We start from the raw sequence: 10,628 nt of genomic DNA, 5'->3' as shown, positions 1-10,628 counted from the left end.
GCCGCGCCACAGCGGCCCCGGCGCGGGATCCGGGCCGGGGGCCGCACGGTGCAGGCGCTCAGCCGACCGTGAGGACGATCTTGCCGCGGGTGTGGCCCTCCTCCACCGCCCGCAGCGCCGCGCCCGCCTCGGCGAGCGGGAAGGTCTGCGTGACGTACGGGTCCAGGGCGCCTGCCACCACGAGCGCGGCCACCGCGTCCAGCACCGCCGCGGTGCGCTCGCGGACGATCGCCGACCCGCCCAGCTCGGTGGCGCCCTCCTTGTCGGCGCCGCTGACCAGCCGGGAGCGGTCGTCGAGCAGCGCCGCGACCTCGCGCAGCGGCTCGCCGCCGACCAGGTCGAGGACGGCGTCCACCCCGCCGGGCGCCGCCGCGCGGACGCGGTCGACGACACCGGGGCCGGAGGCGACGTGCACCGCGCCCAGCGACTCGACGAAGGCCCGCTTGCCCTCGCTCGCGGTCCCGACGACCTTCAGGCCGCGGTGCCGGGCGATCTGCGCCGCGGCCGTCCCGACCCCGCCGCCGACACCGTTGACCAGCACGGTGGCGCCCGGCGGCAGCGCGAGCTGGACGAGCGCGTCGTACGCGGTCGCGGCGGCGACCGGCAGCGCGGCCGCGTCCGTCCACTCCAGACCGGCGGGTTTGTGCGCGGTGCCGGCCGCGGGCAGCAGCGTCAGCTCGGCGTAGCCGCCGTTGTCGGCGTGGCCGAAGACCTCGTCGCCGGGCGCGAAGCCCTCGACGTCCGGCCCCACCTCGACGACGACGCCCGCGGCCTCGCTGCCGAACACCGCGGGCAGCTCGGTCGCCGGGCCGCCCGCCCGCCGGTAGCCGGTGCGCCGCTTCCAGTCCACGGGGTTGACCCCCGCGGCGCACACGGCGACCAGCAGCCGCCCCGGCCCGGGTACGGGCCGCGGCAGGTCGGCGAGGGACTCGGTCTCGGGGCCGCCGAAGGCGGTGTGGACGTACGCGGTGGGCATCCGGTGCTCTCCTGTGCTCGGTGGTGGCGGTGCCGTTCGGCGGTCAGCGGGCGGGGCCGGCGGCCGGGATCTTCGAGAAGTGGAAGTGCACGTCCCGGCGCCGGGAGAAGCCCAGCGACTCGTACAGCCTGATGGCCCCGGTGTTCACCGCGGCCGCGTGCAGGAACGGCGTGTCGCCGCGGGCCGCGATGCCCGCCGCGGTGTGCAGCACCAGCCGGGAGGCCAGCCCCTGGCCCTGGTGCTCGGGGTCGGTGCAGACGGCGCTGATCTCCGTCCAGCCCGGCGGCCGCATCCGCTCACCGGCCATCGCGACGAGCCGGCCCTCCCGGCGGATGCCGTGGTACGCGCCCATCTCGACCGTACGGGCCGCGAACGGGCCCGGCCTGGTCCGCGCCACCAGCTCCAGCATCTCGGGGACGTCCGCGGGGCCGAGCAGCTCCGCCTCGTCGTCGGTCAGCGCGGTGACGGCGGACCCGACCATCTGCACGCCCTGCCCCGCGCTGCCGGCGTCCCAGCCACCGGGCAGCGCGTCGGCCCCGGTGAGCGCGAAGGCGTTGCCCGCGCCGACGAGCGCGGCCAGATCCGCCCAGCCCCGCGGGTCGTCCGGGTCGGCGACGGCCACGAAGGGCGACACCTCCGGGTGGAAGCGGGCCGCGGACCCGGCGGCGACGGCGAGGGAGGCCTGCGGGCCGGTCAGCGCGGCCCACACCGGGTTGTCCAGCGGGTGCGCGGGCTGTGCGGGGCGGGCCGGCTGGGCGGCTTCGAGGCTGGTCGACATGGTCGGGCTGCTGCTCCGTTTCTGCGCCGGCCTGGTCGGCGCTCACCGGTGGTGCAACCCGATCAGGCCGCACGATCTTCCGCGCCGCGCCGGTGTCCCGTATCGCGGACACGTACGGGCCGCTCCCGGGTCACAGGCGCAGGCCTGCGGACAGCAGCGCGAACTGCCGGTCGTACAGCGGCACCAGGTCCACCTCGCCGTCGTGCTCCACCCAGTGCCGCCCCACCGCCGTGGCGACCGCCATGAGGGCCGCGGCGGTGCAGCGCACGTCCAGGTCGTCGGCGGGGCGGCCGGTGCGCTCGGCGATCACCTCGGCCACCGAGTCCTGGCTGCGGATGAACTCGTCCCAGGAACGGGCCCGCAGCGCCGGGTCGGTGAAGCCCAGCCGGGTGCGCAGCAGCAGTTCGTCGCGGTCGGCCTCCATCAGCCGGCCGAGCGAGTCGGTGAGCGCGATCCGCAGGCTGTCCAGGACCGGTTCGCCCGGCGGGCGGGCCCGCAGCGCGTCGGCGAGCGCGGAGTCGTAGTCGTCGTCGAGGACGACGTCCTCCTTGGTGGGGAAGTAGCGGAAGAACGTGCTGGGGGAGACCTCGGCCGCGGCGGCGATCTGCTCCACGGTGGTGCCCTCGTAGCCCTGGGCGGCGAAGAGGCGGAAGGCCTCGCGGCGGATGGTCGCCAGCGTGCGCTGCTTCTTGCGCTCCCGCAGGCTCGGCTCGGGCGGGGCCGGGGTCTCCTTGGCGTTCATGCCGGCGATTCTCCGCGCTCGGGCACCGCGCCCGCCAACCCGGCCCCTGCCGCGCCCGCCTGCCCTGCCGTCCCCGCCGGTTCCGGTACGGCGCCGCGCCCGGCCGGGGCGTCCGCCGCCGAGGACTGCCCCGGGGCGGGCCGCCCGGGCAGGAAGAGCGCCGCGAGCACCGCCCCGGCCACCGCGATGGCGCAGCACACCAGCAGCGCCAGGCCCATGCCGTGCAGGAAGGCGCGGTGCGCGGTGTCCGCGAGCCCCGGGTCGCCCAGCCGGGCCGCGACCTCGTCGGCGCCGCTGACCGAGTCGCGGACCTGCCCGGCGTCCGCGGGGGAGAGGCCCGACACGTGCAGCCGGGCCAGATAGCCCGCGCTCAGCAGGCTGCCGAGCCCCGCCACGCCCAGCACCCCGCCGACCTGCTGCACGGTCTCCAGCAGGCTGGTGCCCCGCCCGGAGGCCCCGGCGGGCAGCGACGCCATGACCAGGCTGGTCGCGGGCACGGTGGCGAGCCCGAAGCCCAGCCCGGTCAGCGTCAGCCACAGCGCCGCGTAGCCGTACCCGGCGCCGCTGCCGGTGGCCGCGCCCAGCAGCGTGCCCGCCGCCAGCATCAGCAGCCCGGCGGGCACCACGACCCGGGTGCCCAGCCGCGGCACGAGCTGCTCGCTCAGCGCGGCGGCCGCCATCAGCCCGGCGATCAGCGGCAGCACCCGCAGCCCGGTGCCGAGCGCGTCGTGTCCCAGCACCGCCTGGAGGTACTGCGGGACGACGAACAGGATGCCCATCACGGCGAAGTTCACGAAGACCGCGACGAGCGTGCCCCAGCGGAACCGCGGGTCGGTGAAGAGCCCGGTGTCCACCAGCGGGAAGGGGTGGCGGCGCTGCTGCAGGACGAAGGCCGCGAGCAGTACGGCCCCGCCGGCGATCCCGGCCAGCACCTTGGCGCTGCCCCACCCGTCGTCGGGCACCAGGATCGTGCCGTAGACGAGGCCGGTGATGCCCAGTCCGCTCAGCAGCGTGCCGGCCAGGTCGAGGGGGGTGGCCGCGGCGCGGTCGCGGCGCGGCTCGGCGGGCAGCAGCAGGAGGCAGGCGGCGAGCGCGACCGCGAACAGCGGCACGTTGAAGAGGAAGACCGAGCCCCACCAGAAGTGGTTCAGCAGCCATCCGCCGACCAGCGGCCCGACCGGCAGCCCCAGCGCGGTGGCCGCCGTCCACACGCCGATCGCCTTGGGCACCTCGTCCGGCCCGAAGACCTTGGGCAGCACCGCCATCGACACCGGCATGATCATCGCGGCGGCCAGCCCGAGCACGGCGCGTATCGCGATGAGCTGCCCGGGGCTGTCCGCCTGGGTCCCGGCGAGCGAGGCCAGGCCGAAGAGCGTGACGCCGGCGATCAGGATCCTGCGGTGCCCGTAGCGGTCGCCGAGCAGTCCGACCGGGAGCATGCCCACCGAGAGCGCCAGCAGGTAGCCGCCGTTGATCCACTGCAACTGGGCGCTGTCGGCGCCGAGTTCACCGGCCAGCGTGGGCAGCGCCACGGTGACGACGGTGCCGTCGAGCGCGACGGTCAGCACGCTCAGCGTCAGGGCCGCCAGGACCCACCAGCGGCGAGGCGAGGCGGCGAGCGACGGGGGAGGAGCGGCGGGCGCGGACATGGCGGCCTCCGAGGGAGTCGGCTACACGACGACAGTGGACTCCCATATGGAAGCATCATCTCAAATGAAAGTCGACTCTCATATTTTCCCGGGTCGCTCAGTTCGCCTTCCGGCGGCTCGCCGCCTTCTTCGCGGGGGCCTTCTTCGCCGACTTCCCGGCCGTGGTCTTCTTCGCCGCGGCCTTCTTGGCGGGGCGCTTGCCCGTACCGCCGCCCTTGCCGGAGCGGCCGCCGATGTCCGTCACGGTCGCGTCCTTCCCGCCGCCGCCCTTGCCGCCCTTGTCGCCGCTCGTGCGGCCCTCGTGGGCCTGGTCGACCGAGGCCTGGAGCGCGGCCATGAGGTCGACGACCTTGCCGCCGCCGGCCTCGCCCTCGACCGTGGGCAGTTCCGCGCCCTCCAGCTTCGCCGTGACCAGCGCCTCGACCGCCGCCGCGTACTCGTCGTGGTAGGCGGTGAGGTCGGCCTCGCCCAGGGCGTCGATCAGCGTGTCGGCGAGCTTCAGCTCGTTGTCCGAGATGGTGACCTTGCCGCGCGGTGCCGCGTCGGCTGCCGAATTCAGCTCGTCGGGCCAGCGCAGCGTCTGGAGCAGCAGGATGTCGTCGCGCGCGGTGATCAGCGCCAGGTGCTCGGAGTTGCGCATCGCGAACTTGCCGACCGCCGCCTTGCCCGAGCGGGAGAGCGCCTCGCGCATCAGGACGTAGGGCTTGTTGGCGGTGGGGGAGGAGGGAGCGAGGAAGTAGGGCGTGTCCAGCTGCATGCGGTCGATCCGGGAGGTGTCGACGAAGCCGCTCACCTCGATGGTCTTGGCGGTGGGCAGCGGCAGCGCCTGGAGTTCGGCGTCGCTGACCTCGACGAGCTGGTCGTCGGGGGTCTCGAAGGCGCGGCCGATCTCGGCGGCGGACAGCACCTCCTCGTCCAGCTCGCAGGTCTTCTGGTAGCGCACCCGGCCCTGGTCGGCCAGATGGATCTGCCGGAAGCTGAGCTTGTGGCTGGACACCGCGGATCCGAGCTTCACCGGGATGGAGACCAGGCCGAAGGCGAGGGTCCCGCTCCAGACGCTGCGCATAGCATGTCCCTTTGATCCGGATATGGGATCTTTAGGATATGCCGATCACCGAGGTCGGGGGCCGCCGGATCACCCTCAGCCACCTCGACCGGGTCCTGTGGCCGGACACCGGCACCACCAAGGGCGAGCTGCTGCACTACTACGCCACCGTGGCCGACGCCCTGATCCCGCACTGCGCCGGGCGCCCGGTGAGCTTCGTACGCACCCCTGACGGCGTCCAAGGGCAGCGCTTCTTCCAGAAACGCCCGCCCGCCGGTACGCCCGACTGGGTGACGACGTCCGAGACTCTGCGCAAGAGCGGCGAGCTGATGCCCCAGGTCCAGATCACCGACCTGGCCACGCTGATGTGGGCGGCGAACCTGGCGTGCGTGGAGATCCACACCCCGCAGTGGCGCTCGGCGGCGCCCGGCACCGCCGACCGCCTGGTCGTCGACCTCGACCCCGGCCCCGGCCGCACCGTCGTCGACTGCTGCGAGGTCGCCCTGCTGCTGCGCGACCGGCTCGCCGCCGACGGGCTGCGCGCGTGGGCCAAGACCAGCGGCTCCAAGGGCCTGCACCTCTACGCGGCCCTGCGCGACGCGGACGCCGGGCAGGCCTCGGACTACGCGCACGCCGTCGCCCGCGAGCTGGAACGCGCCCACCCCGACCGGGTCGTCTCCCGGATGTCCAAGGCCGACCGCGCCGGACGCGTCTTCCTCGACTGGTCGCAGAACTCCCGCAAGAAGACCACCGCGACCCCCTACACCGTCCGCGCCCGCCCCGAGCCCACCGTCTCCACGCCGCTGTCCTGGGACGAGGTGGCGTCCGCGGCCTCGCCCGCCGACCTGGCCTTCACCATCGCCGACGTCCCCGCGCGCCTGGCCGCCCACGGCGACCTGCTGGCCCCGCTGCTCGCCCCCGCCTCGGCGGCGCGGCTGCCCTGAGGGGCGGTCAGCCGCGCGGCTCCCCGTACCAGCGCCACTGCTCCTGGCGCGGGCGGCCCGGCAGGGCGGTGCGGCCGGTCGACCACAGCAGCGCGGGCCACGGGGCGGTGTCCGCGGGGGCGTCGGGGAAGAGGCGGTGCAGGGTGCGGGCGCACAGGGCGGGCGGCGGGGTGAAGGGCGGCAGGCCGAGCCCGGCGGCGATGTCGTGGACGTGCACCAGGGTCTCGACGACGCCCATCGCCGCGAAGCCCTCGGGATCGGCGGCGCCGAAGCCGTGGTGGGCGCGCACCTCCGGCGGGGTGACCCGCACCATCGCCGCCAGCAGCGCACCGCAGCCGTCCAGTACCTGGAGCAGGCCGTCGACGCCCGCGGCGCGGTCCACGAAGACCGTGCTCATCGGCCCGCCGGGGAATTCGCTGCGGTAGACCACCGGCACCAGCCCCGTCAGCGGCGGCCGCTCGGGCCCGATCTGCAGGGCGTACGAGAACAGGTCGTCGGCCAGGTGCTCGGCGGTCTGCCAGCACGTCCACGTCAGGCCGCCCGCCGGGGCGTCCCAGCCGTCCCCGGGCGCTTCGCGCAGGGCGGCGATCGACAGGCGGACGGCCTCGGTGACGTCGTCGGCGGTCACCGGGCCGGGAGTGCGGGCTGCGGCTGAGGTCATGACCGGCACCGTACCGCGTGGTGGGCCCGGGCCGAGCGCCCTTTTGTCGCGTTGGAATCTGTTGACCATGGGAGGAAAAACACCCTAGATTCACCATGATCGAACGCGAGGACTGGAAAGGACCCCCTATGCCGACACCCCCCGCCCGAGTCCTCGCCCTGCGGGCCGCGGGCACCGCGCTGGTCGTCGAACTGACCGAGCCGGTGCCCCGCGTGCTGCACTGGGGCGCCGACCTCGGCGCGCTGCCGGACGCGGACGCCGCCGCGCTCGCCCTGACCGCCGACCAGGCGGTGCTGAACAACGCCCTCGATGTGCCGCGCCGGCTGACCGTCTGGCCCACCGAGGCCGACGGCTGGTCCGGCACCCCCGCGCAGGAGGGCCACGCGGCGGGCGGCGCGGCCGCGCCGGGGCCGGTGCTCACCGGCAGCACGCACGAGGAGTACGCGGCCGGCGGCGGCGAGATCGCCCTGTCGTTCACCGACACCGCGACCGGCCTCGACACCGAACTGACCTACCGCCTCGACCCCTCCGGTGTGCTCGCCGCCTTCGCCACCCTCACGCGCCGCGCCGACGCCGGACCCGAGCCCTACGACCTCGCGCGCGTCACCACCCTGCTGCCGCTGCCCGGGCGGGCCACCGAACTGCTGGACTTCACCGGCAAGTGGAGCCGCGAGCGGGTGCCGCAGCGCCGCCCCCTCGGCTACGGGAGCCACGTCCGCGAGGCGCGGCGCGGCAAGCCCGGCGCGGACTCGCCGTACCTGCTCACCGCCGGGGTGCCCGGCTTCGGCTTCCGCGGCGGCGAGGTGTGGGGCGTGCACATCGCCTGGAGCGGCGACCAGCGCTACCTCGCCGAGCGGCTGCCCGAGGGCGCGGGTGTGCACGGCGGTGTCCTCGGCGGCGGCGAGCTGCTGCGGCCCGGCGAGATCCGCCTCGCGCCCGGCGACACCTACCGCACCCCCGTCTGCCACTTCGCCTGGTCCGGCGCCGGGCTCGACGGCCTCGCCGACCGCTTCCACACCCTGCTGCGCGCCCGCCCCGGCCACCCGCGCACCCCCCGGCCCGTCGTCCTCAACAGCTGGGAGGCCGTCTACTTCGACCACGACCTCGACCGGCTGCGCCGCCTCGCCGACCGGGCCGCGGAGGCCGGCGTCGAACGCTTCGTGCTCGACGACGGCTGGTTCACCGGCCGCCGCGCCGACACCGCGGGCCTCGGCGACTGGTACGTCGACCCCGCCGTGTGGCCGGACGGCCTCGGCCCGCTCGCCGACCACGTCCGCGCGCTCGGCATGGACTTCGGGCTGTGGTTCGAACCGGAGATGGTCAACCCCGACTCCGAGCTGGCCCGCGCCCACCCGGACTGGATCCTCGGCCCCGCCCGCGGCCTCGGCCCCACCTCCCGCCACCAGTACGTGCTCGACATCGCCCACCCCGACGCGTGGGCGTACCTGCTGGAGCGCATCGGCACCCTCGTCGGCGAGTACGGCATCGGCTACCTCAAGTGGGACCACAACCGGGATCTGCACGAAGCCGTGCACGGCCCCGGCGACCGGCCCGCGGGCCACGCCCAGGTCGACGCGCTCTACCGGCTGCTCGACACGCTGCGGGCCCGGCACCCCGGGCTGGAGATCGAGAGCTGCGCCTCCGGCGGCGCCCGGATCGACCTCGGCATCCTCGCCCGCACCGACCGGGTCTGGACCTCCGACTGCAACGACCCCGTCGAACGCCAGGCGATCCAGCGCTGGACCGGGCAGCTGCTGCCGCCCGAGCTGGTGGGCTCGCACGTCGGGGCCGCCGAGAGCCACACCACCGGACGCGTCACCGCCGCCTCCTTCCGGCTCGTGACCAGCCTCTTCGGCCACCCCGGCATCGAGCAGGACCTCACCGCCTGCGAGCCCGCCGAACTCGCGCTCATCACCGCCTGGACGGCGCTCTACCGCGAGCTGCGCCCGCTGCTGCACAGCGGCCGGCAGGTCCGCGCCGACCTCCCGGACGACGCGGTGCTGCTGCACGGCACGGTCGCGCCCGACGCCTCCGCCGCGCTCTACTGCTGGGCCCGCACCGCGACCTCGGCCGATGGGCAGTCCGGGCGGGTGCCGCTGCCGGGCCTCGACCCCGACACCGCCTACCGGGTGCGGATCCGCACCGAACCGGGGCTGCCGTCGCTGCACCAGGACGCCGGGCCCGCGTGGTTCACCGCCGCGCTGGAGGGGTGGGTGCCGCTGCCCGGGGCGGTCGCGGTGCACGCCGGGCTGCCGATGCCGACGCTGAACCCCGGTCAGGCGCTGCTGCTGGAGGTGCGCGCGGCCTGAGCCGCGGGCCGCCGCCCGTTCGGCCCACCCCGGCTGCACGGGCGGCGCGGCGTACGCCAGGGTCTGAGGTGGACAGCCGCGCCCGGGCCCGGGCGCGGACCAGCCGGACCGGGGAGCGCCGATGGACCTCAGCAGCACGGTGGACAGCCTGATGGAGGGCCTGACCGCCGACCTCGTCCGGCTCGCCGCGATCCCGTCGATCGCCTTCCCCGGCTACCCCCGCGCCGAGGTGGAGCGCGCGCACGACCTGCTGGTGGAGCTGCTGCGGGACGCCGGGGTCGAGCACATCGAGCGCATCGACCTGCCCGACACCGCGCCGGTGATCTACGCCGAGGTCCCGCCGCCGTCCCCGGACGCCCCGACCGTGCTGCTCTACGGCCACTACGACGTCCAGCCGCCCGGCGACGAGTCGCTGTGGCTCTCCCCGCCGTTCGAGCCGACCCCCGTCGACGGGGGACTGCGGGCGCGCGGGATCGCCGACGACAAGTCCAACGTCATGGCCCACATCGGGGTGCTCCGCGCGTACGGCGGCCGCCCGCCCACCGGGCTGAAGATCGTCCTGGAGGGCCAGGAGGAGTACGGCAGCGCCTTCGACGACTACCCGCCGACCGACCCCGCGCGCTTCGCGTGCGACGCGATGGTCATCGCCGACATGGGCAACCTGCGCCCCGGCACCCCCACCCTGACCACCGGGCTGCGCGGTGTCGCCGAGGTCGTGGTCGAGGTCCGCACCCTCGCCGAGGCCCGGCACAGCGGGGAGTTCGGCGGCGCCGCCCCCGACGCGCTGCTCGCGCTGCTGCGCGCGCTCGCCGGGCTGCACGACGAGCGCGGCGACGTCGCCGTCGAGGGGCTGCGCCGCGAGGAGTGGCAGGGGGCGTCCTACACCGAGGAGGAGTTTCGCGACCTGGCCACCGTCGCCGACGGGATGCCGCTGACCGGCAGCGGAAGCCTCGGCGAGCGGCTGTGGAGCGGCCCGGCGATCACCGTGATCGGCCTGGACGCGCCCGCCGTCGACGGCGCCGCCTCGGCCGTCGTCCCGTACGCGCGCGCCAAGCTCAACCTGCGCGTGCACCCGCAGCAGGACCCGCGGGAGGCCACCGACGCGCTGGTGCGGCATCTGCGCGAGCACCGCCCGTACGGCATCGAACTGACCGTCACCCCGAGCGACGCGGGACCGGGCTTCGAACCGGCCACCGACGGGCCCGCCTACCGGGCCGCCCGCGCCGCGCTGCGCGAGGGCTGGGGGAGCGAGGCCCAACTGGCGGCCAGCGGCGGCTCCATCCCGCTGGTCAACGGGCTCGCCAGGGCCGTGCCCGACGCGGAGGTGCTGCTGTTCGGCGCGCAGGACAGCATGTGCAACCTGCACGCGCCCAACGAGCGGGTGCTCTTCTCCGAACTGCGCGGCGCGGTCGTCGCCGAGGCGGCCTTCCTGCGCGAGTACGCCGCGGACTTCAAGGCGGCGGGCGGCCGGCGGTGAGCGCCGAGGCGGCCGGTCCCGGCACCGACGCCGGCAGCGCCGGGCCG

The 10,628-nt window shown here is 75.6% G+C and carries 9 protein-coding genes; 3 read left to right on the top strand and 6 right to left on the bottom strand.

The annotated features are described in order from the left end of the window. Nucleotides 1-58: 58 nt before the first annotated feature. The 5 genes from ACH4SL_RS30235 to ACH4SL_RS30215 all read right to left on the bottom strand — a co-directional run bounded on the left by ACH4SL_RS30235 (nucleotide 59) and on the right by ACH4SL_RS30215 (nucleotide 5,211). On the bottom strand, nucleotides 59-976 hold the full coding sequence (locus ACH4SL_RS30235; protein WP_398451316.1) for an NADP-dependent oxidoreductase: 918 nt from the start codon (nucleotides 974-976) through the stop codon (nucleotides 59-61). A gap of 43 nt (nucleotides 977-1,019) precedes the next feature. Further along, nucleotides 1,020-1,754 carry a GNAT family N-acetyltransferase gene (locus ACH4SL_RS30230; protein WP_398451314.1) on the bottom strand — a complete coding sequence of 245 codons (735 nt, stop codon included), beginning with the start codon at nucleotides 1,752-1,754 and terminating at the stop codon, nucleotides 1,020-1,022. 130 nt (nucleotides 1,755-1,884) lie between these two features. Next, complete coding sequence (locus ACH4SL_RS30225) at nucleotides 1,885-2,496, bottom strand: TetR family transcriptional regulator (protein ID WP_398451312.1); 612 nt, start codon at nucleotides 2,494-2,496, stop codon at nucleotides 1,885-1,887. Then, nucleotides 2,493-4,145 (bottom strand): MFS transporter, encoded by a 1,653-nt coding sequence (locus ACH4SL_RS30220; protein WP_398451310.1) that lies wholly within the window; start codon nucleotides 4,143-4,145, stop codon nucleotides 2,493-2,495. The genes ACH4SL_RS30225 and ACH4SL_RS30220 overlap by 4 nt, the downstream gene beginning before the upstream one ends. A 97-nt stretch (nucleotides 4,146-4,242) precedes the next feature. Then, nucleotides 4,243-5,211, bottom strand: coding sequence for a Ku protein (locus ACH4SL_RS30215; RefSeq protein ID WP_398451308.1), 969 nt, complete (start codon nucleotides 5,209-5,211; stop codon nucleotides 4,243-4,245). 38 nt (nucleotides 5,212-5,249) lie between these two features. On the opposite strand from ACH4SL_RS30215, the gene ligD reads away from it, so the two are divergent. After that, a complete protein-coding gene (ligD, locus tag ACH4SL_RS30210; protein WP_398451306.1) occupies nucleotides 5,250-6,134 on the top strand; it encodes a non-homologous end-joining DNA ligase in 885 nt (294 codons plus the stop codon). Between the two features lie 7 nt (nucleotides 6,135-6,141). Here ligD and ACH4SL_RS30205 read toward each other — a convergent pair whose 3' ends face one another. Beyond that, nucleotides 6,142-6,795: a hypothetical protein gene (locus tag ACH4SL_RS30205; RefSeq protein WP_398451304.1), complete on the bottom strand. Its 654-nt coding sequence runs from the start codon at nucleotides 6,793-6,795 to the stop codon at nucleotides 6,142-6,144. 128 nt (nucleotides 6,796-6,923) lie between these two features. Here ACH4SL_RS30205 and ACH4SL_RS30200 point away from each other — a divergent pair, with 128 nt between their 5' ends. Both ACH4SL_RS30200 and ACH4SL_RS30195 read left to right on the top strand, forming a co-directional pair. After that, nucleotides 6,924-9,104 carry an alpha-galactosidase gene (locus tag ACH4SL_RS30200; protein WP_398451302.1) on the top strand — a complete coding sequence of 727 codons (2,181 nt, stop codon included), beginning with the start codon at nucleotides 6,924-6,926 and terminating at the stop codon, nucleotides 9,102-9,104. A gap of 121 nt (nucleotides 9,105-9,225) precedes the next feature. Further along, nucleotides 9,226-10,581 (top strand): M20/M25/M40 family metallo-hydrolase, encoded by a 1,356-nt coding sequence (locus ACH4SL_RS30195; protein ID WP_398451300.1) that lies wholly within the window; start codon nucleotides 9,226-9,228, stop codon nucleotides 10,579-10,581. Nucleotides 10,582-10,628: the final 47 nt, after the last annotated feature.

Origin of the sequence: Streptomyces sp. NPDC021020 (assembly GCF_044333285.1) — a bacterium.
Lineage (GTDB): Bacteria > Actinomycetota > Actinomycetes > Streptomycetales > Streptomycetaceae > Actinacidiphila.
This window is presented reverse-complemented; position numbering and strand designations above follow the sequence as displayed.

What these genes read in the sequence shown, in the direction of transcription:
- ACH4SL_RS30235 (WP_398451316.1), bottom strand. Translation starts at nt 976, where the DNA reads ATGCCCACCGCGTACGTCCACACCGCCTTCGGCGGCCCCGAGACCGAG.
- ACH4SL_RS30195 (WP_398451300.1), top strand. Translation starts at nt 9,226, where the DNA reads ATGGACCTCAGCAGCACGGTGGACAGCCTGATGGAGGGCCTGACCGCC.
- ACH4SL_RS30215 (WP_398451308.1), bottom strand. Translation starts at nt 5,211, where the DNA reads ATGCGCAGCGTCTGGAGCGGGACCCTCGCCTTCGGCCTGGTCTCCATC.
- ACH4SL_RS30220 (WP_398451310.1), bottom strand. Translation starts at nt 4,145, where the DNA reads ATGTCCGCGCCCGCCGCTCCTCCCCCGTCGCTCGCCGCCTCGCCTCGC.
- ligD (WP_398451306.1), top strand. Translation starts at nt 5,250, where the DNA reads ATGCCGATCACCGAGGTCGGGGGCCGCCGGATCACCCTCAGCCACCTC.
- ACH4SL_RS30200 (WP_398451302.1), top strand. Translation starts at nt 6,924, where the DNA reads ATGCCGACACCCCCCGCCCGAGTCCTCGCCCTGCGGGCCGCGGGCACC.
- ACH4SL_RS30230 (WP_398451314.1), bottom strand. Translation starts at nt 1,754, where the DNA reads ATGTCGACCAGCCTCGAAGCCGCCCAGCCGGCCCGCCCCGCACAGCCC.
- ACH4SL_RS30225 (WP_398451312.1), bottom strand. Translation starts at nt 2,496, where the DNA reads ATGAACGCCAAGGAGACCCCGGCCCCGCCCGAGCCGAGCCTGCGGGAG.
- ACH4SL_RS30205 (WP_398451304.1), bottom strand. Translation starts at nt 6,795, where the DNA reads ATGACCTCAGCCGCAGCCCGCACTCCCGGCCCGGTGACCGCCGACGAC.